The sequence below is a fragment of the Streptomyces sp. BB1-1-1 genome, from assembly GCF_031597775.1.
GTDB lineage: Bacteria > Actinomycetota > Actinomycetes > Streptomycetales > Streptomycetaceae > Streptomyces > Streptomyces thinghirensis.
In genome coordinates, this window is the sequence record NZ_CP134203.1 from 7,934,436 (window position 1) to 7,958,548 (window position 24,113).

A 24,113-nucleotide genomic window follows, 5' to 3' on the forward strand; every position below is an offset into this window, starting at 1 on the left:
TCGTCCTTCGGGGCGCGTGAGTACCGAGAGACTTCACACGGCACGCAACAGGCGATCACTATACGAGAGTTCGTGATCCAATTGAGAAGGATCTCGCTCAACTACCGTATGCTTTCCGTCGCTTCCTCGCGCGACGGTCACAGACGCGCGACGGTCACAGACGCGCGACGGTCACAGGCGCTCGCCGGCCACGTCGTCCTCGCTGGGCTTCCGCCCGGTGAGCCGTCGGTCGCGGGCCCTCAGCAGCCGCAGCCGGTCGAGACGGGAGATCACGGGGGAGGCGGTCACCCCGTGCAGGACGACGGAGGCGAGGACGGTGAAGGCCACCACGGCCCACAGTTCCCCGGCCGGGACGTGGAAGCCCTCCGTGCCGAGCGCATGGGCGAGGTAGAACAGCGAGCCGATGCCGCGGATGCCGAAGAAGGCGGTCACGAGGCGCTCCCGAGGGCCGGCGGCCGTGCCGAACTGCGCGACCCAGCCGGTCAGCGGCCGGGCGACGAGCAGCACGAGCAGACCGACGGCGGCGCCCTGCCAGGTCAGGTCGGCCAGGGCGCCCTGCGCGACACAGACGCCCAGGAGAAACAGGAGCCCGGCGGTGAGCAGTCGTTCGACCTGCTCGACGAAGTCGTGGAGCACGGTGTGGTAGCCGTGGTCGCGTTCGGCGGCGCGGATGCGGCAGGCGGTGACGAAGACGGCCAGGAACCCGTAGCCGTGGGCGAGTTCGGTGACGCCGTAGGAGAGGAACGTGGCACCCAGCGCGACGAAGCCCTCCCGGTGCTCGGACAGTCGCACCGACGCCCGGCCGGCGCGGAAGAAGAGCCACCCGAGCAGCTTGCCGACGGCGAGGCCGGCCAGTACCCCGATCACGCAGCTGTACAGTACGTCGACCAGGAGCCAGTGCCCGACCCAGTCGCCGGACAGGCCCGTGCCCGCCGCCGCGGTCAGGGCGATCGCCGCCATGACGACGGGGAAGGCGAGGCCGTCGTTGAGGCCGGCCTCGCTGGTGAGCGCGAAGCGCACCTCGTCCTCGTCGTGCTCGGAGTCGGTGGGCGCGCCCACCCGCACCTCGGAGGCGAGCACCGGGTCGGTGGGCGCGAGCACGGCGGCCAGCAGCAGCGCGGCGGCGGGCGGCCAGTCCAGCAGCCACCAGGCGAGGAGCCCCGTGGCCGCGATGGTCAGGGGCATCGTGATGCCGATCAGCCGCCAGGGGGCTTGCCAGCGGCGCAGGCCGAGGGGGCGGTTCAGCGCGAGACCGGCACCCATCAGCGAGATGATGACGCAGATCTCGGTGAGGTGCTCCACCCACACCCGGTCGCGCACCAGGTCGATCTCCGGCAGCGGCGTGGGCAGCAGTTGCAGCACGGCCCCGCAGGCGAGGAAGACGAGCGGCATGGACAGTGGCCGTCCGGCCACCAGCCGGGGGAGGACGGCGGCCGCGAGGGCACCCGCCCCGAGCACGGTGAAGAGGAAGTCAGCCAAGGTCACCGCTGACGTGTGCCCGCTGCCGCGCCGGCGTACGCCGGTTGCCCGGTTGAATCCCGGACGATTTCGCGCCCCGCGGACTCAGGGCAGGCTGCCCTGCTCGCAGACCCGGCGGGCGACGTCACGGAGTTTCTCGTTGCGGTCCTGCGAGTACCGTCGCAGCGCGGCGAAGGCCTGGTCCTCGGTCATGCGGTGCCGGCCCATGAGGATGCCCATGGCCTCGCCGATGGTGTGCCGGGTGCCGATGGCCTCCTGCAACTGCGCGTGCGTACGGGCACTGGAGAAGGCGACCGCGGCGTGCGAGGCCAGCAGCCAGCCCGCCGTCTCGCTGGCCTCGGTGAACGCGCCGGGCCGATACGAGTAGATGTTCAGCGCCCCGAGATCCTCGTCCTCGGTGAACAGCAGGAAGCCCATCATGCTGCCCAGGCCCAGCTTGCGTGCCTCGGGCAGGTACTTGGGCCAGCGCTGCGCCTCGTCCGTGAAGTCGGCGATCCGGAACTGCCGCTGCCCGTCGGAGGTGCGAGCGGCGTCGAAACAGGGCCCTTCCCCGACACGCCCCTGAAGTTCGTCGCTGTCGACCACCACCTGGTCGGTGGGGGCGAGCGACTGCACCTGCTTCCCGCGCAGGATGAGGATGCCGGCGGCGTCGCAGCCTTCCACCAGCTCCTTGGCCGAACCGGTGATCCGGCTCAGCGTGTCGTTCACCGACTCCTGTGCCAGCAGATCGCGCGCCAACGACGCCATCTGCTGTGCGAACCCGCGCCAGTCCTCCATGCCGTTTCCTCCTCGGTCCCTGGATGAGTGCCCCTCGGACGGTCGGATGCAACAGGGAGATCCGAAACCCGCCGCGGCCCGGCGCCGGCTTCAGCGCCGGATGAGACCGAGGGCGGTGGCGGTGGCGACCGCGGCGGTGCGGGAGTCCACGGCCAGCTTGGTGTAGACGCGGGCCAGATGGGACTTGACCGTGCCCTCGGTCAGCTGGAGCCGCTCGGCGATGTGCTGGTTGGACAGGCCCTCGGCGACCAGGGCGAGGACCTCGGTCTCGCGGCGGGTCAGTGAGGTGTGCGGCTCGCGCAGGCGGGTCATCAGCCGGTCCGCCACCGTGGGCGCGAGCGCGGTGCGGCCCGTCGCCGCGGTGCGTACCGCCGCGGCGAGGTCCTCGGGCGGCGCGTCCTTGAGGAGGTAGCCGGTGGCACCGGCCTCGATGGCGGGCAGTGTGTCGGCGTCGGTGTCGTAGGTCGTGACGATCAGGACGCGCGGTGCCCCCGGTCGCGCGGTGATCGCGGCCGTGGCCTCCGCGCCGTTCATGCCCCTGCCGAACTGCAGGTCCATCAGGACCACGTCGATGTCGCCCCGGTCCGCCCGCTCGACGGCCTCCTCGGCGGTCGCGGCCTCGGCGGCCACCGTGATGCCCTCCTCGGTCTCCAGCACCGCGCGCAGCCCCGCACGGACGACGGGGTGGTCGTCGGCGAGCAGCAGACGGATCGGCGTCATGGCGGTCTCGGTCACGGCTGGGCCTCGGGGTCGTCGTCGGCGGGGTCGGTGTCGCGCGGGGGCGTGGGCGGGGGTGCGAGCGGGAGCCGGGCGGCCAGCGCGGTACCGCGTCCCGGGGCGGACTCGACGGTGAGCGTGCCGTCCAGGGCGTGCGTACGGGCCCGCATGGCGGCCAGCCCGAAACCGCCGCCCTCCGGTCCGGGAGCGGGGACGGCGGCGGGATCGAAACCCACCCCGTCGTCGGTGACACCGAGGGCGACGGCGTCGTCGAGGTAGCTCAGGGTCACCTCGGCGCCATCGGCGCGGGCGTGCCCCACCGTGTTGGCCAGCGCGGACTGGGCGACGCGCAGCAGGGCCACCTCGTGCGCGGTGGGCAGCGGGCGGGGCCGGCCGGCGAGGCGGAAACGGACGTCGAGGCGATGCCGGTCACCGGTGGTGGCACAGAGCCGGTCCAGCGCGTCGGCGAGGGTCGTGCCGTCCAGGGCCGGCGGCGAGAGGGCGGCGACGAACCGTCGGGCCTCGGCGAGGTTGTCCACCGCGGCCTGCCGGGCCTGGACCACGTAGGTGATCGCGGGTACCGGCCGGTCGGGCAGGGCCCGCTCGGCGGCACGCAGCAGCAACTGGATGCTGGACAGGCCCTGCGCGAGGGTGTCGTGGATCTCGCGGGCGAGGCGCTGGCGTTCCTCCAGGACGCCCGCGGCCCGCTGGGCGTCGGCCAGGTCGGCCCGGGTGACGGTGAGCTCCTCGATGAGCCGGCGCCGCTGCTCGCTCTCCCGGTACAGCGTCTGGTACCCCCACACCACCGCCACGGCGACGGCGGCCCCGAGCGCCGGACCGATCGCGGTGGCCGCCGTGAAGGTGCCCTGGTGGGCGGAGAACGCGGCGATCGCCGCGACCGCCGTGGCGACCACCGCGGTCAGTCCGGCACGGCGGGACAGGAGGTGGAGCTGGACGAAGTACAGCGGGAAGGCCAGCCACACACCCTCGGCGGACAGGGCCAGCAGCGCGAGCCACACCGCGCCGACCGCGCCCAGCCACAGCGCGGCGGCACGGCGGGAGGCGCGGACGGCGGGGAGCGCGGGGCCCACGGCGTACACCACGCCCACCACCGCGGCCACGGCGATCACGGCGGGCGCGTGCGGCCGGTCGTCCGCCACCGCCCGTACCGCCGGCAGGACGAGCAGGCCGGCCACCAGCAGGTGCAGGCTCCAGGCCAGGGCCCGGGTGGTGGGAGTCAGCGCGTTCACGATCGTCCCAGCCTACGGACCGTGCCGGGGCCGGGCATCTGCCGAAAGTTACAAGCCGGGCCGCACCCTTCGGCCCGCGAAGTCCCCGCCCAGGAGCGATGCCCGCGAGGCCCCCGAGCGGCGACGGTGGACACCTCGCCGAATCCGTCGGCGGCGACCCCCCACCCCTCCCAACCGTTGTCGAAAGGCCGGGCGAAGACGTGTTTGTCGCCTTGAGAGACCTGACGTTCGCCAAGGGGCGCTTCGCCCTGATGGGCAGCGTCGTCGTACTGATCACCCTGCTGGTCGGGCTGCTGTCCGGGCTGACCGCCGGCCTCGCCCGGGAGAACGTCTCCGCCGTCACGTCCCTGCCCGCCGACCGGATCGCCTTCGCCGCCCCGAGTGGCGGTCAGGACCTGTCGTACGCCGACTCCACCGTCACCGAGGGCCAGTGGCGTCGGTGGGCGAAGGCGCCCGGCATCCGCGACGCCGAGCCGCTCGGCATCACCACCACCCGGGCCACCGCGGGCGACCGGAGCACCGGCGTGTCCGTCTTCGGTGTCGAGCCCGGCTCGGGCCTGGCCCCCGGCGGTGACCGCATCGACGACCGTACGGTGCTGATGCCGCCCGCCGCCGCCGAGGAACTCGGCGTCCGCGAGGGCGACACGGTCGTCCTCGCCGGCCGGCGGCTGACCGTCGCCGCCACCGGCCGTGACGTCTCCTTCAGCCACACCCCCGTGGTGTGGACGAGCCTGCGCACCTGGCAGGCCGTCGCCCCGCCCACCGGAGGGGCCGGGGAACCCGCCGCGACGGTGATCGCACTCGACACCGCCTCCGGTGCCGACATCGCGGCGACGGACCGGGCGGCGGGCACCGAGACCGTGACGAAGGACGAGTCGCTCTCCGCGATCGGCTCCTACACCTCCGAGAACGGCTCGCTGCAACTGATGCGCGGCTTTCTGTTCGCCATCTCGGCCCTCGTCATCGGCGCCTTCTTCACCGTGTGGACGATTCAGCGCAGCGGCGACATCGCCGTGCTGAAGGCCCTGGGAGCCACCACGGCCGGACTGCTGCGCGACGCGCTCGGCCAGGCCGTCGTCCTGCTGGCCTGCGGCACCCTCGTCGGTACCGCGGCCGCCGCCGCGATCGGCGCCGCCGTGTCCGGCTCGGCCGTCCCGTTCGTCCTCACTCCGGCCACCGTCCTCGTCCCGGCCGCCGTGACGGTCCTGCTCGGCGGGCTCGGGGCCGGCCTCGCCGTCCGCCGCATCACCTCCGTGGACCCGCTGACCGCCCTGGGGAGCGCCCGATGAGCCTGCGCCTGACCGACATCACCCTCACCTACCCCGACGGCGACGGCCGTCTGACCGCCCTCGACCGCGTCACCCTGGACGTCCCGAGGGGGAGTCTCGTCGCCGTCATCGGCCCCTCCGGCTCGGGCAAGTCCAGCCTGCTGGCCGTCGCCGCCACCCTCATCACCCCCGACTCCGGCACCGTCACCGTCGACGGCACCGAGACCACCGGGATGAGCCGCGGGGAGCTGGCCGACCTGCGCCGGCACCGGATCGGCATCGTCTTCCAGCAGCCCAACCTGCTGCCGTCCCTCACCGCGGCCGAGCAGCTCCAGGTGATGGCCCACATCGACGGGCGCAGGCCGCGCGCCGCCCGGGGCCGGGCGCTGGACCTCCTCGACGCGGTCGGGATGGCGGACCGGGCCGACCGCCGGCCGCATCAGCTCTCCGGCGGCCAGCGCCAGCGCGTCAACCTCGCCCGCGCCCTGATGAACGACCCCGGTGTGCTGCTGGTCGACGAACCCACCAGCGCCCTCGACCACGAGCGGGGCGCCGCCGTCATCGACCTGATCAGCGGTCTCACCCGGGAGCGGGGCACGGCCACCGTGCTGGTCACCCACGACCACGCCCAGCTGGCCGCGGCCGACCGTGTCACCGAGGTGCACGACGGACGCCTGACAGTGCCCGCACCGGCGCGCTGACCGTACGTCCGCCGGTTCAGGCGCCGCCGGGCCGGAGCCGGTCGGCGGCGTCCGGCGGCTGGATCCGCATGCCGGGACGCCGCCGGTGCACGGTCAGGTACGTCACCCCGTCCGGGCCGGCGACGACGCCACGGGTCGAGCCGTGCGGCAGCCAGGTCAGGACGCCCGCGCGCAGGGGGCGTTCGCCGTCGGTGCGGACGAGGACCGCCGCACCGTCGAGGACGAGCAGCAGGACGTCGAGGTCCGGTTCGGTGTGCGTGTCGACCCGCCCCGCCGCGGGGACGCGCACGACGTTGGCGTCGAGCTGCCGCCCCGGTTCCGCGAGCTTCCACAGGGCGCCGGCCGGCGCGTCCCCGCCGGCGGACAGGAGTTCCGCGATGTCGCACAGGATCCCGGGGAGGGGCGGACCGGCCGCCGGCCGGGGGGAGCCGCCGTCTTCCGCCGCCATCAGGTGTCACCGTCCGTCGCTCGGCGTCCGGTGACGCACTCGACAGAGCCATGGTCGTAAGTAAACACGAATCTATTATGCGTATTTGATAGCGTCCTGGCTGTGCGGCTGACGAAGTTCACCGACCTGGCGCTGCGTTCCGTCATGCGCCTGGCGGTCGTGGGAGACGGTGACGACCCACTGACCACCCGCGAGGTGGCCGAGGCCGTCGGTGTGCCGTACACGCACGCGGCGAAAACCGTCACGCGTCTTCAGCACCTCGGCGTCGTGGAGGCGCGGCGCGGTCGCGGCGGCGGGCTGACGCTGGCCGACCTGGGGCGGCGCGCCTCGGTGGGCCGGCTCGTGCGCGAGCTCGAAGGCGACGGTGAGGTGGTCGCCTGCGACGACGACCCGCCGTGCCCGCTGCGCGGGGCCTGCCGACTGCGGGGCGCGCTGCGCGGCGCGCAGGAGGCGTTCTATGCCGCGCTCGACCCGCTGACCGTGGCCGACCTGGTGGCCTCGCCCACCGGGCCGGTCCTGATCGGACTGACGGACCGCCCCTCCGGGTGACGGGCGGCCTCGGCTGTCGGCGGTCGACCGCCGGGCTGTCGAGAGCCGTCGAGCCGCGACCGAAAAAAACGAACCGGAAGCTGTTCGACGCCCACCCCGAGCTGCACCGCCGACCAGTACGAGATCGTCCACCGTCATCACCCCCATGCTGGCCATGCTGAACCACCTGGCCGCCTCCGGCGCCACCCGGCCGGTGACCGTAGTCCGCGCCGACCGCGACCCCGCCTCGCACGCCCACCGCCGGGAACAGCTCGACCTGATACGCGAGCTGCCCGACGCCCGGCTCCACCTCTGGTACGAGGAGCCCGGCGACCGGGCGCCGGAGGCATCGGCCGGCCACGCGGACATCGCCGGTCTCGAACTGCCCGAGGGGCTCACGGTCTACCTGTGCGGCCCGGTGCCCTTCATGCGCGCCGTCCGCGGCGACCTGCTGCGCCGCGGTGTGCCCGCGGCGGCCATCCACTACGAGGTCTTCGGGCCCGACCTCTGGTTCGGAGCGCGGTAGCGGGGGAGCGGTCACGGCCGGCCTCGACCGGGCACGCGCCCACCGCGGGAATTCCGTACCGGCGTTAGGCCGCTGCGGTGAACGCGGTGGTGATGGCGGTGTCGACGCGGGCGTGCACGACCAGCCGCGGGCCCGAGGTGCCGGAGTTGTTCTCCAACAGCCGGCGGACGGGCGCGCTGTGGGTGACGACGCACATCAGGACGCCGAGCCGGCGGCACCACTGGTGGGCCCGGAGCACGGCGCTGACCGAGGCGGGGCCGGCGGCCCGCTCGGTGAGGACGATGACGACGGGGGTCGGCTGATGGGCGTCGACCAGGTTGGTGATGTGCGTGGTCAGCGTGGCCCGCCCGTCGATTCCCGGGTCTCGGTCCACCGTGATGACCAGGACCCCATGCTCCAGGGTGTGGGAAAGCATCGTGGCCTCCGATCCGACGCCTGGTGGCGAAGTTGTGTTCAGTGAAGGTGCCCGGTACCGCGTTCGCAACGCGCCCGCGGCCGTGCACACGCCACTGAGTACGATCGTCCGGTCCGCCGACGACCTCCGTACCCTGATCGACGCGAGGAGCCCCGACCGTTGTCCGCCCTCCTGCCCCCGCCCCGTACCGGGCCCCGCCTGCTGGACCCGGAGCGGCTGACACGGGTGGAGGACGGCGAGCGGCTGCACGCCCTGCTGTGGTGCCCCGGACCGGGCTGGCGGATGGCCAGCAGTGCCGTGCTGGGCGGGGGGATCGCCGACCGCGCGTGGGTGCTCAACGCCCAGGTCGCCCACGGCTACCGGCGAACCGACCCGGCGCGGCACCTGGCCGACCTGGCGCGCGCCGCCGGCGCCCGCGGGTCCGGGGTGGGTCTGATGACGGCCGCCGACGTGTCCGCCTCCGCACGGGCGCGGGACGGCGGCGTGGAAGCCGTGGTGACGGCGGGGATCTCGGTACGCGGTTGGGCGGCCTCGCCCGAGCAGGGTGCCGCCGCGCCCGCCGCACCGGGGACGATCAACATCATCGCCGCGCTGCCGGTCGCGCTGAGCGACGCCGCCCTGGTCAACGCCGTGATGACGGCGACCGAGGCAAAGGTCCAGGCGCTGCTGGAGGCGGGCCTCGACTGCTCCGGCACGCCCACGGACGCGGTGTGCGTAGCCGCCCGCGCCGAGCGGTCCGGAGCCGGGGCCCACGCCTTCGCCGGCCCGCGCTCCGAGTGGGGAGCCCGGCTGGCCCGGGCGGTCCACCGGGCCGTACTCTCCGCGCTGCCCACCGGCCCGTGAGCCCCGGCCCGTTACAGCGAGGTCCTGCGCCGCACCGCCACCACCCGCAGGGCCAGCGCCACGGCGAACAGCACCCAGGCCACGGCGCAGTACGCCCACGCCGTCGCGCCCCGCGCGAGGTCCACGGCGCTCCACACGGCCCACAGCGCGAGTACGACGCACAACGCCGTCCACGCGACGTCGGCGAGGCGGGTGCGCAACTGCGCGCGCTGCCGGGTGCCCGGTTCCAGATCGCCGAGACCGTTGCCGGTGGCTGCCTGCCGCTCGTTCACGTCGGACTCCTTCGGGGGTTCGCTGAAGAGTGAACTCCGGGTACCCGCGGGGAGGTTGCGCAAGCGGAGAGGGGCGCACGGGCGGGGGGCGACCCGGTCCGGGCCGCCCCCACGCACGCGTCCGCCTCGGGCGATCAGCGCTGAGAGGTCTTCTGCAGCGCCTTGTCGAGAGCAGCCTTGAAGCCGTACGCCCACAGCTGGTTGACCCGGCCGCGCTCGTTGGCGTTCGGGTAGGCGTTGGTGCAGGACGGGCCGGGGCCGCCGCCCGACATCAGCTCGCTGCACGGGCCGGAGTAGTGGTCGGGCAGACCGAGCACGTGCCCGGTCTCGTGGGCGGTCACGCGGGTCGAGTCGTACTGTTGGTTCTGCCGGTAGTCGAGGAAGATGTAGCCGTTGCCGTGTCCGTCCGTGGAGGCGTACGAGCCACGCGAGTCGTTGCCCTCGTAGTACGCGAAGTCCGCGCCCGAGCTTCTCTCCGCGAGCCGTACGTTGGAGACCGAGCTGTTCCAGATCTGCGTGGAGCGGGATATCTGCGAGCGGAAGCTGGGCGCGTTGGTGGCGCTGTAGTAGACGGTGACGGCGGCCGTCGAGGTCGGGTTCGCGGCGCGCTTCTCGGCGACGGACTTGATGACCGCCTCGAAGAACGCCCGGTTGGCGGCGGCGTCTTCGCCCGAACCGGCGGCGGGCTGGTAGCCGACGTGGGCGCCCTGGGCCGGCGCCTGGGGAGCGGCGGCCGTCGCGGCGGGACCGGAGCCGAGTACGGCCGCCGTCAGGCCGAGGCCGACCGCGGTGGACAGCAGGGGCAGGCTGATACGCATCGATGACTCCTTGTGTGGGGGAGTGGGGAGAGAAGTCGTCACCGGTGAGTGTGGAGCGCCCATGAGCCCGCTGTGATGATGGCAACAGGTGATAGGGCGGGGCTATCACCCACGGGGCCACCGCCGTGCGGCCGCCCCGGAACAGCTTCGACCGGAGTGCAGAACTCGCCCTGATCCGCCGCGTTTTGTTCACCTGGCGCAACCAACTGTTCCGCCCTACGCTCCCTGCATGGAGCTCGAGGTGAGGCACCTACGCGCACTGTGCGCCATCGCCGACGCCGGCAGCCTGCACCGGGCGGCACGCCAACTGGGCGTCACCCAGCCCACCTTGAGCACCCAGCTGAGCCGTATCGAACAGGCCCTGGGCGGCCCGCTGTTCACTCGTGAACGCACCGGCTGCCGACCCACGCCGCTCGGCCGGACGGTCCTCGGCCGGGCCCGTCCGCTGCTGGCCGACATGCGCACTCTCGTCCGCGAGGCCCGCGCCGCCGCGGCCGGCGGTGACAGCCGGCTGCGCGTCGGCTCCACGGCCAGCCGTGCCCTGGCCGGCTGGCTGCGCCGGCTCAGACGGCCGGGCCTGGAACCGACGCTCCAGATGGACGTCTCCGCCAACGCGCTGCTGCGCAGGGTCACCGACGGCCAGCTCGACGTCGCCTTCGTGCACGAGGTGGAGGGCTGCCCGCTGCACGTCCCCGAGGGCCTGCGGCTGCGGGTCCTCGTCGAGCGCGAACCCCAGTTCGTCATGCTGCCCGCCGACCACCCCGCGGCCGCCCGGACCGTCGTCCGCCTCGCCGACCTGGCCGACGACCGCTGGATGGTCGACCCCACCGTCGACGGCGAGTGGGACGGCGTGCACCGCATGCTGCGCGCCGTCGGCCTCGACCCGCGCGTCCTGCACGGCGACTACCACACCGCCGCGTCCCTCGTCGCCACCGGCGAGGTGGTCACCGTCTGCCAGCCCAGCTCTCAGTCCCGCCCCGACACGGCCGTACGGCGGCTGTACGGCGACCCCCTCGGCGTACGCCTGCTGCTGGCCGCGCGGACCCGGGCCGAGCTGGACGCCGTCTATCCGGCGCTGGAGGAGGCGTACTGGGAGGTGGCCCGTCAGTCCACCGCGTACCGGGAGTGGCTGGAGCACCTCGGGCCCCGCCTCGTACCGGCGGCCCCCTGAGCCATATCGGCCATTGCGGTGGTTTTCCGCCCTAACCGGTATGGCAAGAAGGTCATATGGTTACGGAGAGGTGTATGAGCTCTGTGCGACGTCTTCCGCCTCTTCGTTCGATGGCCGTCATCTGTGCCCTGGGCAGTTCCGTCCTCCTGATGACCGGCTGCACGAACGCCGACACGACACGCTCCAGTGTCGCCGAGGCGGCTCAGACAACTCCCCCCACCACGTCCCCCACCAACACGGCTTCCGCCACCGACACCGCTTCCCCCTCTCCTTCGGAAACCCTGACCGACGACCAGGCCGAGCGCCAGGCGCTGGTCCCGAAGGCGAAGGTCACCTGGGACAAGGCGGCCGACACCGCCGTCAAGGAGGTCCCCGAGGGCAAGCTCGTCGACCTCGAACTGAAGCCCACGTCCGCCGAGGCCACCGCGTCGACCGGCTCGCCCAGCCCCAGCATGCCGAACCCGGCTCCCAGCCAGGGCGCCCCCGAGTGGGAGGCCAAGGTCGCCGCCCCCGACGGCACCGTGCACCGGATCGACGTCGACGCGGTCTCCGGCGAGGTCTTCCGCACCCAGGTCGAGGACCAGGACGCCGACGACAAGCAGCAGGTCGCCGACCGGCTGAAGAAGGCGACGCAGACGCCGGAGCAGGCGGTGAAGGTGGCCACCGACAAGACCAAGGGCACCGTCACCGGCGTCGAGCTGGACGAGAACGACAACCAGCAGCTCCTGTGGAGCGTCGACGTGGTGTCGACCGACAACTGGAACAAGACGACCGTGGACGTCGACGCGGCCAACGGCAAGATCCTGCGCGAGCACGTGGACCGCGACTGAGCGCCGACCCCGAACACCGCGAGAAGAACCGAAGCAGCACGGCGGGAGCAGCCGGGTGGAGTCACCCCGCTGCTCCCGTCATGTGTGCCCGGAGGTCTCAGGCGGCCGGCTCCACCGCCTCCGCCCGTCCGGCCGCCGCCGTGCGGGGCAGCGTCAGCACGGCAAGGAAGCCGCAGACCGCCACCGCGGCGAAGAAGTAGAACCCCCACGGGTGACCGATCCCCGAGGCGACCAGTGCACCGGTGATCGACGGGCCGACGATCGAGCCGATCCGGCCGATCCCGGACGCCGAGCCGAGCGCGGTGCTGCGCACGGACGCCGGGTAGAAGCTCGTCACATAGGCGTAGACGAGCACCATGGCGGAGAAGACGAACACGCCGGTGAAGAAGACGATGACGTTGAGCAGCAGGTCGCTCTCCATCTTGATGCTCAGGCACCCGAGCATGACCACCGAGACGGCGAACCAGACCATCGTGGTGCCCTTGATGCCCCGCCGGTCGGCGACGAACCCGCCGACGACCAGGCCGACGACGCCGCCGATGTTGAGCACGAGGAGCTGGGTGACGGCCGTGGGCACCGGGTAGCCGGCGTCGTTCATCAGCTTCGGCAGCCAGGTGTTGAGACCGTAGACCAGCAGCAGACCCATGAACGACGCGACCCAGATGCCGATGCCCGCCCGCAGGTAGGCCGGCTTGAGCAGTTCGGTGAACGGCACCCGCCGGTCCCCGTCCTGCTTGGCCCGGACGAAGGCCTCCGACTCCGGCAGCTTGAACCACTGGACGGCGGCGACCACGAGGCCGACGACGCCGAGCAGGTAGAAGAGGATCTCCCAGTCGTCGGTCACCTGGAGGGCGAGCAGCGAGGTGATCACCGCACCGGTGTGGTAGCCGGTCATCGTCAGCGTGCTGGCCCGCGCCCGGCGGCTGGCCGGCATCTGCTCGGCCATCATGGTGAGCGAGACCGGCATGCAGGCACCCAGGCCCAGACCGGCGATCAGGCGGAGCGCGGCGAACATCGCGACGGAGTTCGCCAGCGGCACCACGATGGTGAAGAGCGAGAACAGCACCACCGAGCCGATGAGCAGGCGGCGGCGCCCCAGCCGGTCGGCCAGCGGACCGACGCAGACCGCGCCGATCGCGACGCCCACGAGCGAGAGCGTCGCGATGGTGGTCGCGTCGCCCGCGGTCATGCCGAGGTGGTGGGTCTTGAGCAGGGTGGGGATGATGGCGCCGAGGACGACGAGGTCGTAGCCCTCCAGCAGGACGGTGATCCAGCACAGGATCACCGTCCAGGTGCTGTTGCCGGCGCGGCCTGCCTTCGCGGGCGCGCCGGACGTGGTGGCGGAAGCCATGGTGACTCTCCCCCCGGGGACGGGTGTGAGTGAGCGGAACCGGAACGGCCGGGGTGGCCGGAAGGGTCAGAACGGGTAGTCGGCGATGTCCGGGCGGACCGTGACCCACTGGGTCTCGGTGAACGCCTCGACGTTGGCCGCGGCGCCGCCGAAGCGGGACCCGGTACCGGAGGCCTTGACCCCGCCGAAGGGAGCGTTGGGCTCGTCGCTCACGGTCTGCTCGTTGATGTGGACCTTGCCGGAGTCGATCCGGTCGGCGAGCTTCATCGCCGTCCCGACGTCCCCGAGGATGCCGACCGACAGCCCGTACTCGCAGTCGTCGACGATCCGCGCGGCCTCCTCCAGGGTGGAGAAGGAGATGACGGGGGCGACGGGGCCGAAGATCTCCTCGCGCCACGCCGGCATCTCGGTCGTCAGGCCGGTCAGGACGGTGGCGCGGTAACAGGCGCCGTCGATCTCGCCGCCCGCGGCGACCTTCGCGCCCGCCGCGACGCTGTCGGTGACGATGCCGTGCACGCGCTCCAGTTGGCGGCGGTCGATGATCGGGCCCAGCGCCACGTCCTCGCGGGCGGGGTCACCGACCGGCAGCGCCTCGGCCTTCGCGGCGAGTGCGGCGGTGTACTCCTCCACCAGCGACTCGTGCACGATGTGCCGACCGGTCGTCATGCAGATCTGCCCCTGGTGCAGGTAGGAGCCGAAGGCCCCCGCCGAGGCGGCCTTCGGCACGTCCGCGCCGGGCAGCACGACCAGCGCGTTGTTCCCGCCCAGCTCCAGATGGGCCCGCTTCAGCAGCCGCCCGGCCTGCTCGCCGATGGCCCGCCCGACCGGCGTGGACCCGGTGAAGGAGATCACCCGGACCTCCGGAGCCTCGACGACCGCCCGGCCCACCGAGCCGTCGCCCGGCAGCAGATGCAGGACACCGGCGGGGAGCCCGGCCTCCTCGAAGATCCGGGTGATGACGACGCCGCCACTGACCGCGGTGCGCGGATCCGGCTTGAGCAGTACGGCGTTGCCGAGGGCGAGCGCCGGGGCCACGGAGCGCAGGCCGAGGATGAGCGGGAAGTTGAAGGGCGCGATCACGCTCACGACACCGGCGGGCCGGCGGCGGGCGAGTGACCAGCGGGCCTCCTCCGAGGTGAGCACCTCGCCCTGCGGATGCGTCGGCAGGCCCGTGCACTCGAAGCACTCGCCCACGGCGAGCCCCACCTCGAAGCCGGCCTTGGACCGGACCGAGCCGGCCTCGCGCACCAGCCAGTCCTCGATCTCGGCGGCGTGCTCGGTGAAGAGGTCGCCCGCGCGGCGCAGCACGGCGGCCCGCCGCTGCGGCGAGGTCGCCGCCCACTCTCGCTGGGCCTCGGCGGCCCGGGCCGCGGCGCGGCCGACGTCCTCGGCCGTGGCGAGGCCCACCGTGCCGAGCCGGTCGCCGGTCGCCGGCTCGGTCACCGGCTGCTCGGCGGGGGAGTCCTGCCAGCCGTCGCTGAAGAACTTCCCGCCCCAGACGTCGCTGTCCAGGAGTGTCATCGTCTTCCCCTTCTTCGGGATCTTCGGGTGCCGAGCGCGTCGGCGGCTCCGGGCGCTCGGCCGGTCAAGTCGTCTCTCAGGAGGGCGTGGTGAGCGCCGTGTCCACCTGGATGAGACGGGGATGGCCCGGTCGCTCGGCGAGCACGGCGCGCAACTCCTCGGCGCCGCCGACGTGCTGGGCGCGGACGCCGTAGCCCTCCGCGATGCGGGTGAAGTCCAGCCCCGGGATGTCCAGCCCGGGGGCGTCCGGCACGCCGAGCAGACCGCCGAACCAGCGCAGCGCCCCGTACGTGCCGTTGCGCAGCAGCACGACGGTCAGCGGGACCCGGTGCTGCGCCGCCGTCCACAGGGCGGTGATGCCGTAGTTGGCCGAGCCGTCCCCGATCACGCCGACGACCGGGCGGTCGGGCTGGGCCATCGCGACGCCGACCGCGCCGGGCAGCCCGAAGCCGAGTCCTCCGGCCGCCGGGAAGTAGTACGAGCCCTGGCGGCGCAGGTCCATCTGGCGCCACCACGCGGAGTTGGTCGACGTCGACTCGACGACGTACGCGGTGTCCTCGGGCAGTTCGTCGCGCAGCGCGGCGAAGACCTGCTCGGGGTGGAGGCCCGTTCCCTCGGCGGTGAGCGGCTCGGGTGCGGGCCGGTAGGGGCCCGCGGGCGTTCCCGGCGCGTCGAGTGCCTTCAGCAGCAGGTCGATGACGGCCCCGGGGTCGGCGACCAGCGCCTCGCCCATCGGCGCCCGCGCGGCGGCCGACGCGTCCTCGGTCACCTGGATCAAGCGGGTGCCCTCCGGCAGGTACCGGCCGGGAAGGTACTCGTGGTACCGGAACACCGGCGCGCCCAGCACCAGTACGAGGTCGTGCCCCTCGAAGGCCTCGGAGATCGGCGCGATCCCGGCGGGCAGCACGCCCCGGAACTGCGGATGCCGGTTGGGGAAGGGCAGCCGGAAGAGCGAGGGAGCCGCCCACACCGGGCCGCCCAGGCGCTCGGCCAGCCGGACGGCGTCGTCGAAGCGGCCGGCCGAGTCGATGTCGCCGCCCAGCACCAGCGCGGGGCGCCGTGCGGAGGCGACCTGCTCGACGAGCCGGCGGGCGTGCTCACCGCCGGGCGCGGAGGCCCGCTCGACCCGCCGGTCGAGCACCGCCAGGGCGTTGTCGTCGGCCTCGGCCGACCAGTCGTCGTAGGGGACGGAGAGATAGGTCGGCCGCTGCTGGAGCCGCGCCTCGAAGACGGCCTGGGCGAGCGCGCGCGGCACGTCCTCGGCGCACGCCGGCTCCGCCGCCCAGCCGACCAGCGGCTTCATCAGGCTCTGCGCGTCGACGCTCGCCAGGTTGGCCTCCGGGCCGATGGCGGGCCGCACCTGCTGGCCGGCCACCACCACGAGCGGGGTGCGCGAGGCCACGGCGTTGGTCAGCGCGCCCATCGCGTTGCCCGAACCCGAGGCGGCGTGCAGGTTGACCAGGACGGGGCGGCCGGTCGCCTGGGCGTAGCCGTCGGCCATGCCGACGACGGCGCCCTCGTGCAGCCCGAGGACGTAGCGGAAGCCGTCGGGCAGGCCGGCGAGGAAGGGCAGCTCGTTGGAGCCCGGATTGCCGAAGACGGTGGTGAGCCCCTGGCGCTCCAGGAAATCGTGGGAGACACGACGCACGGATGGCACGGACGTTCCTTTCGAAGTGACGTCCGACACGCTAGGCACCCCGCGACATGGGCACCAATAGATGTTTCGGCATGCCGATATAGAGTCCATCGATATGGGCACCTTCGATCTCAACCTGGCCCGCGTCTTCGTCCTCCTGTACGAGACCGGCAGCGTCACGGCCACCGCGGAGACGCTCCACGTCACGCAGCCCACCGTGAGCTACAGCCTGGGCAAGCTCCGGCGGCACTTCGACGACGAGCTGTTCCGCCGCAACGGACGCGGGCTCACGCCCACGGCCGGCGCCCGACGGCTGTACGAGCCGCTCCAGCGCGCCCTGGCGGAGATCGACGGGACGGTCCGGCAGGGCGATGCCTTCGACCCCGGGACCATGTCGGGCCGCTTCACGATCGCCCTCTCCGACCTCGGCGAGGCGACCCTCCTGCCGAGGCTGCTCGCCGCGGCGCGCGAGCGTGCGCCGGCGGTGTCGTTCACCGTCCGCCCGTTCGACGTGGAGGACGCCGAGAGCCAGCTGCGCCGCGGCGACCTCGACGCCTTCGTGGCCACCCCGGTGATCACCTCGCACCTGACGGTGCGGATCCCGCTGTTCCGGGAGCGCTACGTCCTCATGGTCGCCGCGGACCATCCGCGCGTGCGGGGTGACGCGGTCACGCTGCCGGACCTCGCGGCCGAGCACCACGCGACGGTGTTCGGGCCGAGCGGGCACGTCGCGCCCCGGGCCGTGCTGGCCGCGCACGGGCTGCTGGAGCGCGTGGCCGTGGACGCCACCCGGTTCTCGATGCTGCCCTACCTGCTGGAGCAGACCGACCTGATCGCCATCGTCCCCGAGTACGTCGGCGAGGTCTTCACCGCCTCCCACCGGGTGCGTCTGGTGCGGCTGCCCTTCGAGACCGAGCCGATCGAGATCGCCCTGTACGCACGGCACGAGTCCTCGCGCAGCCCGGCGCAGCGGTGGCTGGTGCAGTTCATGGCCCAGGTGCTGGGCGAGCAGGTGAGCCCGGCCCAGCTGCCGCCGACCGCCGCCCGCTGACGGCCTGTCACCGAGCCGCCCGCCAGTCGTCGTTAGGATCACCCGCATGACGGCACCGGAACCGACCATCCTCGCCACCTCCGGCGGACACCGAGCGGGCGGCCGGACCATGGTGACCTTCGACGCCCTGGTCCATCACGCCGTGGACCTCTCGGGCGCGCACGGCCGCCGCCCCCGCGTCCTGTACGTGGGCACCGCCATAGGGGACGCCGAGCACTTCACCGCCCGCATGACGGAGGCGGCCCGCGTCGCCGGGTTCGACCTGACACCGCTGCACCTGTTCCCCATGCCCAACGTCGAGGACGTGGCGGAGACCGTGCTCGCCCAGGACGTCGTGTGGGTCATGGGCGGCTCGGTGGCGAACCTGCTGGCCGTGTGGCGCGTGCACGGCCTGGACCGGATCCTGCGCCGGGCCTGGGAGGCGGGCGTCGTGCTCAGCGGCGTGAGCGCGGGATCCCTCTGCTGGTTCCGGGGCGGCGCGACCGACTCCTTCGGCCCCGAACTGCGCCCGGTCACCGACGCGCTGGGCTTCCTGCCCTACGGCAACGGCGTGCACTACGACGTCGACCCGGGACGCCGCCCCCTGATCCACCGCCTCGTCGCCGACGGCACCTTCCCGGCGGCCCACTGCACGGACGACGGCGTCGGCCTCGTCTACCGCGGCACCGAACTGGTCGAGGCGGTCACGGAGGTCCCGGGCAAGGGCGCCTACGTGGTCGTACGCGAGGGCGACACGGCGGTGGAGGAGCGCGTCGAGCCACGCGAGTTGCCCGGTCCGCGACGATGACGGCTCGGCGCGGTCACGGCTCGGACACCTGCGCACCACCGGCGACCTCCACACGCTCCGCGGCGAGACGGTCGGCACCCTGACCGACGTCCACGCCGCCGGGACCGTGCTCGGCCTCCGGCGTCAAAACCCGGACGGCGCGAGCCCGTTGAGCACCGGGAGGGCCGTTGGTGTTTGCCGCCGCGGTGAGGGGCAAGGCGGTCTCCATGAGCGATCCGAACAAGGACACGAACAAGAAGCCCACCAGCACCCGGACCGCCGAGGCCAAGGCCCGCGGCGCCGCCGACAAGGCGACGGCACCCGCCTCCCGGGCGAGCCGGGCCGCCGCGGACAGGGCCGGTGACGCGGCGTCGGCGGCCAAGGCCGGCGCCCAGCGTTCGGCCGAGGCCGCGAACGGCGCCGTGCAGACGGCGGCCAAGGGCGTCGCGGCCGGCCGCCAGGCGGTCGTCACCACCTCGGGCCAGGTCGCGGCCACGGCGAAGACGGCGTGGACGGCCATCGCCCACCGCAAGCTCGTCGCCGCGGGCGTGGGCGCCGGCATCACCGCCGTGAGCGCCGCGTCGTACGCGGTGGGACGCCGCGCCGGACGACACTCGCACGGTCCCCTCACCCGTCTCACCGGCGGCCGGATCTGACATCCGGCCGGCCGGTGCGCCGGCACAGCCGGCGCTCCCGGTACCTCCACCTCGGCAGGAACACGCGGGACCACACCCCGGACAGGGGAAGATGGGACCGCGAGCGAAGTCCCGACCGACGCGGAGGAGTGGGCGCATGCAGCACGACCGAGCCGGAAAGCCGGCCGGCCCCGAGGACCTGATCGACGTAGCCCGGCTGGTGACGGCGTACTACGCCCTGCACCCGGACCCGGCCGAGCCGGGGCAGCGCGTGGCCTTCGGCACGTCCGGGCACCGCGGATCGTCCCTCGCGGCGGCGTTCAACGACGACCACATCGCCGCCACCAGCCAGGCCATCTGCGAGTACCGCACCGCACAGGGCACCGACGGCCCGCTCTTCCTGGGCGCCGACACGCACGCCCTGTCCGAGCCGGCGAGGATCACCGCACTGGAGGTGCTCGCGGCCAACGACCTGACCGTCCTCGTCGACACCGCGGACGGCTACACCCCCACCCCGGCGGTCTCGCACGCCATCCTCACCCACAACCGGGGCCGTACCTCGGGCCTCGCCGACGGAGTGGTCGTCACCCCGTCGCACAACCCACCCGCCGACGGCGGCTTCAAGTACAACCCGCCGAACGGCGGCCCCGCGGGCTCCGACGCCACCTCCTGGATCCAGGACCGGGCCAACGAGATCATCGCGGCCGGCCTGAAGGACGTACGACGCGTGCCCTACGCCCAGGCGCTCGCCGCGCCCGGCACCGGCCGCTACGACTTCCTCGACGCGTACGTGTCGGATCTGCCGAGCGTCCTGGACCTCGACGCGATCCGGTCGGCGGGCGTGCGGATCGGCGCCGACCCGCTGGGCGGCGCCTCCGTCGCGTACTGGGGCCGCATCGCCGAGCAGCACCGCCTCGACCTGACGGTGGTCAACCCGCTCGCCGACCCCACCTGGCGGTTCATGACGCTGGACTGGGACGGTAAGATCCGCATGGACTGCTCGTCGCCGCACGCGATGGCCTCGCTCATCGAACAGCGCGACCGCTTCACCATCGCCACCGGCAACGACGCGGACGCCGACCGGCACGGCATCGTCACCCCCGACGCCGGGCTGGTGAACCCCAACCACTACCTCGCCACCGCGATCGCCTACCTCTACGCCCACCGCACCGAGTGGCCCGCCGACGCCGGCGTGGGAAAGACGCTGGTGTCCTCCGGCATGATCGACCGGGTCGCCGCCGACCTCGGCCGGCGGCTGGTCGAAGTACCCGTCGGCTTCAAGTGGTTCGTGGACGGACTGGTCGACGGCACGCTCGGCTTCGGCGGCGAGGAGTCCGCCGGGGCGTCCTTCCTGCGCCGGGACGGTTCGGTGTGGACCACGGACAAGGACGGCATCATCCTGGCGCTGCTCGCCTCGGAGATCACCGCCGTCACCGGCAGCACGCCCTCCGAGCACTACGCCGCCCTCACCGCCCGCTTCGGCGAACCCGCCTACGCCCGCATCGACGCGCCCGCGACCCGCGAGGAGAAGGCCCGCCTGGCCAAGCTGTCCCCGGCCCAGGTCACCGCCGACACCCTCGCGGGGGAGCCGGTCACCGCCGTGCTCACCGAGGCACCGGGCAACGGCGCGGCCATCGGCGGCATCAAGGTGACCACCGAGAACGCCTGGTTCGCGGCCCGCCCCTCCGGCACCGAGGACGTGTACAAGATCTACGGGGAGTCGTTCCTCGGGGCGGACCACCTCCGGCAGGTGCAGGACGAGGCCAAGCTCGTCGTCCTCGGCGCCCTGGGCGGCTGACGCCGTACCGGCCCCCTCGAACCGGACCCGGGCCGGTCAGCGACGACCGGCCCGGGCGTGCCGCTCGGGCGCGCCGCGCACATCACGGCCGGGCGCGCTCGCCCCGTGGGTGGGAGCGCAGGGCCCACGCCGGTGTCCAGACCTCCGTGTCGAGACGACCGGACGGCCGGGAGGCGAGGTAGGCCCGCAGGACGGTCAGCGCGGGGTGCGGGTTGTCGGCGTGCCAGAGCAGGGAGTGCGGGTAGACGGGCGTCGGGTCGCGCAGGGGGATACGTCGCAGATCGTGGACGGCGGGCCAGACGAGGGGGGTCTGCTCGCTGAGGAAGGTCGCGACGGTCGAGGACTCGGCGATCGTGTCGAGGAGCCCCTCGACGCCGAAGTCGGGGCCGATCGCGTCGATGGCGAGCCCGAACTCGGCGGCGAGCGCGTCGTAGTAGGCCGACCACTCGGTGCCGGGGACGTTTCCGGGCATCCAGATGCGGTGACCGGAGAGCTGCGCCGGGGTCACCGCCCGGGCCTTCGCGAACTCGTGGGCGGGCCCGGTGAAGAGGTGGAGCGGCTCGTCGAAGACGGGCGTGGCCTCGACGCCGTCGGGCAGGGTGCTTCCCGGCATGGTGACGCAGCGGAAGGACGCGTCGATCTCCCCGGACCGGATGGCGGTCACGGCCGCGTCCGCGTCGACGTGGAAGAGGGTGACGACGTCGAGGTCGACCTCGGGGTGGGTCCGGTGGAAGTCGCGCAGCACCCCGGCCATGGAGAGCCGTCTGCCGATCACGTCGACGCGCAGCGGCCGCCGCCCCGGCCGCACCGAGGCGGCGGCCCGCTCCGCGGCGGCGAGGAGCGCACGCGCGTGCGGGAGGAAGGCCTGCCCGTCGATGGTGAGCCGCGATCCCCGCGGGGTGCGGGTCAACAACGCCACCCCGAGGTCCCGCTCCAGCGCGGCGACACGCTTGGAGACGGCCTGCTGGGTGATCGCCAGCTCGGCGGCGGCGACCTGGAACTGCCCCGCCTCCGCGACGGCGACGAAGGTGCGTACGGCGATGAGATCCACGGCGGCCATCCTAGGAGTACAACCAGTGGTTGTACGCCCGGGATGGCCGCCCGCCGAAACCGGGTGCGCCGTCGGTGCGGTTGTGCGAGGCTCCGCCGGTGGACCGACAGAGGATCTCCAGACTCGCCCATGCCGATCACCCGATCGCGGCCCCGCTCGACGACGACTCGGTACGCCGGCTGCTGGCACGTGGCGTCCCACATGGCGACGCGCGCGTCCTCGACCTGGGCTGCGGAGGGGGAGAGTGGCTCCTTCGCGCCCTCGCCGAACACCCGGGGCTCACGGCCGAGGGCGTCGACATCTCCGAGATCTCGCTCGCACACGCCCGGGAGACGGCGGACCGGCTCGGCGTGCGGGACCGCCTGGTCCTCCACCGCCAGGAAGCCGCACGATTCACCGCCCCGCACCGGTTCGACCTCGTCCTGTGCGTCGGCGCCACGCACGCCTTCGGCGGTCTGCTCGCCACCCTCGCGGCCGCACGCCGGCACCTGGCGCCAGGAGGCCGCGTCCTGGTCGGTGACGGCTTCTGGGAGGGCGAGCCGTCCGCCGAGGCCATCGAGATGCTCGGGGACCTCACCGATCTGCCGACCACGTTGGAGCAGGTCGTCGCCGACGGCTGGACACCCGTCGGCGGGCACGTCAGTACCCGCGGGGAGCTCGACGACTACGAGTGGTCCTGGACCGGGTCGCTGGCCTCCTGGGCCCTGGACCACCCCACCGACCCGGACAGTGCGCGGGCACTCGAGGCGGCCACCACCCACCGCGACGGATGGCTTCGGGTCTACCGGGACGCGCTGGGCTTCCTCTGCCTCGTCCTGCGCCCCACGGGCGACTGAGTGGCAGAACCACGGAGTTCTGCCGATCGGGCGGGCTGTTCTCCGGTTTTCTCCGGTGTTCCCGGATTTTGGGGGTAGACGGGCTGGCGTAACGGTCAAGGCTCAGGAAGAGGGCGGATCGGATGGACGTGGCTGCCCAGAATGGGGACCAGCTGAGAAACGAGCTGGTCAAAGTTTCGGCAGAGTACGAGGGCATGCCCGGCGACATCGCCCGGGGCCGCGAGCTGGCCCGGAGGTTTCTGGCGCGGGTGCGGGCGGCGCAGGGCCTCCCGGTGTCCGACCGCGCGACGGACCTGGTGCAACTGGTGGTCAGCGAGTTGCTGACGAACGCCTGCAAATACGCGCCAGGCCCCTCACTGGTCGATCTGGAGCTGACCGAGGACCGGGTGGAGGTCACGGTGTGGGACAGCGATCCGGTGCTGCCGGTGGCCGAGAGCACGGACCCGGGCCGGGTCGGCCGGCACGGGCTGGAGATAGTCATGGCCGTCTGCCAGAGCTTCGAGGTGCGCCGGGAACCGGTCGGCAAGCGCATGAGGGCCGCGGTACGGCTCGCCGACGCGTGAACGGCACGGCAGCGCCCCGAGTCGCTCACGGCCTCATTGCAGCGCTTCTTCCGCGTCGACCACCTCGGCCGGCCGCGGAGGCCGGATGTCCAGCGGCTCGTCGAAGTCGGCGAAGGACGTGGTCGTGTCGTACTCGGCGCCCTTGTACACCGCCTTGAGCAGGTACGGCTTGCCCTGCGTGGCGACGTAGAAGCGGTACGTCCCGCCCTTGTCCTCCTTGTCGGTCACGGTCAGCTCGACCGCCTCCCGGTCGCCGACGCGGGTGGTCGTCCCCTTCTTCGCCGTGCCGAAGGAGACGAAGGGGCGCGTGCAGGCAGAGAGGCCGTCGCCGGGCTGCGCGGCGTCCACCGGCTTCTTGATCCAGAGCTTCTGCTCGCCGGTGACGCTCGTCCCGCCCTTCCACTTCCGCAGGTAGGCGCGGTCGGGACGGACGTAGTCGGTCTCGCCGATCCGGATCTGGTCGAGGCGGCCGCCCTCGGACAAGGCGGTCCTCGCGGTGCACCGGCTGTCGAGGTCGGTCACGAGCCGGATGGTGACGGTGCCGCCCTGCGCCGCGGTGCTGGTGGAGTCGACCCGCACGGACTTCAGCGCCCGCATCGCGGCGTTGGCGTCCTCGAGCATGGCGTCGGCGGACCGGTTCCCGCCGGAGTCACCGCCGCCGCACCCCGCCACGAGGGTCCCGGCCAGCAGACAGCTCAGCACGGCCGACGCCGTGGTCGTGGTCTTCGTCCGCACCAAACCCTCCAGGTACATGATCAGCACCGGGAGCCTACCCGACCTCCCTCCTTCGGCCCTCCGGAGCGGTCCGTACCCGCCCGCTGAGGGAACCTGGCGGGACGGACGGCATCGGAAGGCTGTGAGG

Annotated in this window: 25 protein-coding genes and 1 pseudogene; 13 read left to right on the top strand and 13 right to left on the bottom strand. The window is 73.1% G+C overall.

Features of this window, described 5'->3' with window-relative positions; all coding sequences use genetic code 11:
- Positions 1-171: 171 nt before the first annotated feature.
- From RI578_RS36410 to RI578_RS36425, 4 genes are all read right to left on the bottom strand, one after another.
- Positions 172-1,485: a cation:proton antiporter gene (locus tag RI578_RS36410; RefSeq protein ID WP_310875061.1), complete on the bottom strand. Its 1,314-nt coding sequence runs from the start codon at positions 1,483-1,485 to the stop codon at positions 172-174.
- A gap of 78 nt (positions 1,486-1,563) precedes the next feature.
- Positions 1,564-2,256 carry a GAF and ANTAR domain-containing protein gene (locus tag RI578_RS36415; protein ID WP_310875062.1) on the bottom strand — a complete coding sequence of 231 codons (693 nt, stop codon included), beginning with the start codon at positions 2,254-2,256 and terminating at the stop codon, positions 1,564-1,566.
- Between the two features lie 90 nt (positions 2,257-2,346).
- Positions 2,347-2,976, bottom strand: coding sequence for a response regulator transcription factor (locus tag RI578_RS36420; protein ID WP_310875956.1), 630 nt, complete (start codon positions 2,974-2,976; stop codon positions 2,347-2,349).
- A gap of 11 nt (positions 2,977-2,987) precedes the next feature.
- Positions 2,988-4,223 (bottom strand): sensor histidine kinase, encoded by a 1,236-nt coding sequence (locus tag RI578_RS36425; protein WP_310875063.1) that lies wholly within the window; start codon positions 4,221-4,223, stop codon positions 2,988-2,990.
- Between the two features lie 200 nt (positions 4,224-4,423).
- Between RI578_RS36425 and RI578_RS36430 the strand changes: the two genes are divergently transcribed.
- A complete protein-coding gene (locus RI578_RS36430; RefSeq protein ID WP_310875064.1) occupies positions 4,424-5,512 on the top strand; it encodes an FtsX-like permease family protein in 1,089 nt (362 codons plus the stop codon).
- Positions 5,509-6,192 carry an ABC transporter ATP-binding protein gene (locus RI578_RS36435; RefSeq protein ID WP_310875065.1) on the top strand — a complete coding sequence of 228 codons (684 nt, stop codon included), beginning with the start codon at positions 5,509-5,511 and terminating at the stop codon, positions 6,190-6,192. Before RI578_RS36430 ends, RI578_RS36435 begins: the two co-directional genes overlap by 4 nt.
- Before the next feature lie 16 nt (positions 6,193-6,208).
- Here RI578_RS36435 and RI578_RS36440 read toward each other — a convergent pair whose 3' ends face one another.
- Positions 6,209-6,640 carry a hypothetical protein gene (locus RI578_RS36440; protein ID WP_310875066.1) on the bottom strand — a complete coding sequence of 144 codons (432 nt, stop codon included), beginning with the start codon at positions 6,638-6,640 and terminating at the stop codon, positions 6,209-6,211.
- Positions 6,641-6,742: 102 nt separating this feature from the next.
- On the opposite strand from RI578_RS36440, the gene nsrR reads away from it, so the two are divergent.
- Together nsrR and RI578_RS36450 are read left to right on the top strand one after the other, a co-directional pair.
- A complete protein-coding gene (gene nsrR, locus RI578_RS36445) occupies positions 6,743-7,189 on the top strand; it encodes a nitric oxide-sensing transcriptional repressor NsrR (RefSeq protein ID WP_310875067.1) in 447 nt (148 codons plus the stop codon).
- A gap of 136 nt (positions 7,190-7,325) precedes the next feature.
- A pseudogene (locus RI578_RS36450) lies at positions 7,326-7,694 on the top strand (hemin transporter); the annotation flags it as partial.
- Positions 7,695-7,758: 64 nt separating this feature from the next.
- Here RI578_RS36450 and RI578_RS36455 read toward each other — a convergent pair.
- Positions 7,759-8,109 (bottom strand): hypothetical protein, encoded by a 351-nt coding sequence (locus tag RI578_RS36455; protein ID WP_310875068.1) that lies wholly within the window; start codon positions 8,107-8,109, stop codon positions 7,759-7,761.
- 159 nt (positions 8,110-8,268) lie between these two features.
- Between RI578_RS36455 and RI578_RS36460 the strand changes: the two genes are divergently transcribed.
- Positions 8,269-8,952 carry an adenosylcobinamide amidohydrolase gene (locus RI578_RS36460; RefSeq protein WP_310875069.1) on the top strand — a complete coding sequence of 228 codons (684 nt, stop codon included), beginning with the start codon at positions 8,269-8,271 and terminating at the stop codon, positions 8,950-8,952.
- An 11-nt stretch (positions 8,953-8,963) separates the two neighbouring features.
- Here the strand turns inward: RI578_RS36460 and RI578_RS36465 are convergent, their stop codons facing one another.
- Both RI578_RS36465 and snpA read right to left on the bottom strand, forming a co-directional pair.
- Positions 8,964-9,224: a hypothetical protein gene (locus RI578_RS36465; protein WP_310875070.1), complete on the bottom strand. Its 261-nt coding sequence runs from the start codon at positions 9,222-9,224 to the stop codon at positions 8,964-8,966.
- Positions 9,225-9,358: 134 nt separating this feature from the next.
- Positions 9,359-10,042 carry a snapalysin gene (snpA, locus tag RI578_RS36470; RefSeq protein WP_310875071.1) on the bottom strand — a complete coding sequence of 228 codons (684 nt, stop codon included), beginning with the start codon at positions 10,040-10,042 and terminating at the stop codon, positions 9,359-9,361.
- A 229-nt stretch (positions 10,043-10,271) separates the two neighbouring features.
- Here snpA and RI578_RS36475 point away from each other — a divergent pair, with 229 nt between their 5' ends.
- Positions 10,272-11,213 (top strand): LysR family transcriptional regulator, encoded by a 942-nt coding sequence (locus RI578_RS36475; RefSeq protein ID WP_310875072.1) that lies wholly within the window; start codon positions 10,272-10,274, stop codon positions 11,211-11,213.
- Between the two features lie 74 nt (positions 11,214-11,287).
- Positions 11,288-12,043: a PepSY domain-containing protein gene (locus RI578_RS36480; protein WP_310875073.1), complete on the top strand. Its 756-nt coding sequence runs from the start codon at positions 11,288-11,290 to the stop codon at positions 12,041-12,043.
- Positions 12,044-12,140: 97 nt separating this feature from the next.
- Here the strand turns inward: RI578_RS36480 and RI578_RS36485 are convergent, their stop codons facing one another.
- From RI578_RS36485 to mdlC, 3 genes are all read right to left on the bottom strand, one after another.
- Positions 12,141-13,394, bottom strand: a complete 1,254-nt coding sequence (locus RI578_RS36485; RefSeq protein WP_310875074.1) for an aromatic acid/H+ symport family MFS transporter — start codon at positions 13,392-13,394, stop codon at positions 12,141-12,143.
- A gap of 66 nt (positions 13,395-13,460) precedes the next feature.
- Entirely contained in the window at positions 13,461-14,915 is a 1,455-nt protein-coding gene (locus RI578_RS36490) for a benzaldehyde dehydrogenase (RefSeq protein ID WP_310875075.1), read from the bottom strand.
- A 76-nt stretch (positions 14,916-14,991) separates the two neighbouring features.
- On the bottom strand, positions 14,992-16,572 hold the full coding sequence (gene mdlC / locus RI578_RS36495; protein WP_310875076.1) for a benzoylformate decarboxylase: 1,581 nt from the start codon (positions 16,570-16,572) through the stop codon (positions 14,992-14,994).
- Positions 16,573-16,666: 94 nt separating this feature from the next.
- On the opposite strand from mdlC, the gene RI578_RS36500 reads away from it, so the two are divergent.
- The 4 genes from RI578_RS36500 (at position 16,667) to pgm (ending at position 20,801) form a co-directional block, all read left to right on the top strand.
- Positions 16,667-17,602 carry a LysR family transcriptional regulator gene (locus tag RI578_RS36500; protein ID WP_310875077.1) on the top strand — a complete coding sequence of 312 codons (936 nt, stop codon included), beginning with the start codon at positions 16,667-16,669 and terminating at the stop codon, positions 17,600-17,602.
- Between the two features lie 46 nt (positions 17,603-17,648).
- Positions 17,649-18,389 (top strand): peptidase E, encoded by a 741-nt coding sequence (locus RI578_RS36505; RefSeq protein WP_310875078.1) that lies wholly within the window; start codon positions 17,649-17,651, stop codon positions 18,387-18,389.
- Between the two features lie 206 nt (positions 18,390-18,595).
- Positions 18,596-19,024 carry a hypothetical protein gene (locus RI578_RS36510; protein ID WP_310875079.1) on the top strand — a complete coding sequence of 143 codons (429 nt, stop codon included), beginning with the start codon at positions 18,596-18,598 and terminating at the stop codon, positions 19,022-19,024.
- Between the two features lie 136 nt (positions 19,025-19,160).
- A complete protein-coding gene (pgm, locus tag RI578_RS36515; protein ID WP_310875080.1) occupies positions 19,161-20,801 on the top strand; it encodes a phosphoglucomutase (alpha-D-glucose-1,6-bisphosphate-dependent) in 1,641 nt (546 codons plus the stop codon).
- 82 nt (positions 20,802-20,883) lie between these two features.
- Here pgm and RI578_RS36520 read toward each other — a convergent pair whose 3' ends face one another.
- Positions 20,884-21,852: a LysR family transcriptional regulator gene (locus RI578_RS36520; protein ID WP_310875081.1), complete on the bottom strand. Its 969-nt coding sequence runs from the start codon at positions 21,850-21,852 to the stop codon at positions 20,884-20,886.
- 98 nt (positions 21,853-21,950) lie between these two features.
- Here RI578_RS36520 and RI578_RS36525 point away from each other — a divergent pair, with 98 nt between their 5' ends.
- Together RI578_RS36525 and RI578_RS36530 are read left to right on the top strand one after the other, a co-directional pair.
- Complete coding sequence (locus RI578_RS36525) at positions 21,951-22,688, top strand: class I SAM-dependent methyltransferase (RefSeq protein WP_310875082.1); 738 nt, start codon at positions 21,951-21,953, stop codon at positions 22,686-22,688.
- Positions 22,689-22,810: 122 nt separating this feature from the next.
- The gene (locus tag RI578_RS36530; protein WP_310875083.1) at positions 22,811-23,251 is read left to right on the top strand and encodes an ATP-binding protein; all 441 of its coding nucleotides are present in this window, start codon (positions 22,811-22,813) and stop codon (positions 23,249-23,251) included.
- Between the two features lie 33 nt (positions 23,252-23,284).
- Here RI578_RS36530 and RI578_RS36535 read toward each other — a convergent pair whose 3' ends face one another.
- Positions 23,285-23,986, bottom strand: coding sequence for a hypothetical protein (locus tag RI578_RS36535; RefSeq protein WP_310875084.1), 702 nt, complete (start codon positions 23,984-23,986; stop codon positions 23,285-23,287).
- Positions 23,987-24,113 lie beyond the last annotated feature (127 nt).

Excerpts from the sequence above, each read along its gene's own strand:
- RI578_RS36415 (WP_310875062.1), bottom strand. The coding sequence starts at position 2,256 with ATGGAGGACTGGCGCGGGTTCGCACAGCAGATGGCGTCGTTGGCGCGC.
- RI578_RS36420 (WP_310875956.1), bottom strand. The coding sequence starts at position 2,976 with ATGACGCCGATCCGTCTGCTGCTCGCCGACGACCACCCCGTCGTCCGT.
- RI578_RS36435 (WP_310875065.1), top strand. The coding sequence starts at position 5,509 with ATGAGCCTGCGCCTGACCGACATCACCCTCACCTACCCCGACGGCGAC.
- RI578_RS36440 (WP_310875066.1), bottom strand. The coding sequence starts at position 6,640 with ATGGCGGCGGAAGACGGCGGCTCCCCCCGGCCGGCGGCCGGTCCGCCC.
- RI578_RS36455 (WP_310875068.1), bottom strand. The coding sequence starts at position 8,109 with ATGCTTTCCCACACCCTGGAGCATGGGGTCCTGGTCATCACGGTGGAC.
- snpA (WP_310875071.1), bottom strand. The coding sequence starts at position 10,042 with ATGCGTATCAGCCTGCCCCTGCTGTCCACCGCGGTCGGCCTCGGCCTG.
- RI578_RS36475 (WP_310875072.1), top strand. The coding sequence starts at position 10,272 with ATGGAGCTCGAGGTGAGGCACCTACGCGCACTGTGCGCCATCGCCGAC.
- RI578_RS36480 (WP_310875073.1), top strand. The coding sequence starts at position 11,288 with ATGAGCTCTGTGCGACGTCTTCCGCCTCTTCGTTCGATGGCCGTCATC.
- RI578_RS36485 (WP_310875074.1), bottom strand. The coding sequence starts at position 13,394 with ATGGCTTCCGCCACCACGTCCGGCGCGCCCGCGAAGGCAGGCCGCGCC.
- RI578_RS36490 (WP_310875075.1), bottom strand. The coding sequence starts at position 14,915 with ATGACACTCCTGGACAGCGACGTCTGGGGCGGGAAGTTCTTCAGCGAC.
- RI578_RS36500 (WP_310875077.1), top strand. The coding sequence starts at position 16,667 with ATGGGCACCTTCGATCTCAACCTGGCCCGCGTCTTCGTCCTCCTGTAC.
- RI578_RS36505 (WP_310875078.1), top strand. The coding sequence starts at position 17,649 with ATGACGGCACCGGAACCGACCATCCTCGCCACCTCCGGCGGACACCGA.
- RI578_RS36510 (WP_310875079.1), top strand. The coding sequence starts at position 18,596 with ATGAGCGATCCGAACAAGGACACGAACAAGAAGCCCACCAGCACCCGG.
- pgm (WP_310875080.1), top strand. The coding sequence starts at position 19,161 with ATGCAGCACGACCGAGCCGGAAAGCCGGCCGGCCCCGAGGACCTGATC.
- RI578_RS36530 (WP_310875083.1), top strand. The coding sequence starts at position 22,811 with ATGGACGTGGCTGCCCAGAATGGGGACCAGCTGAGAAACGAGCTGGTC.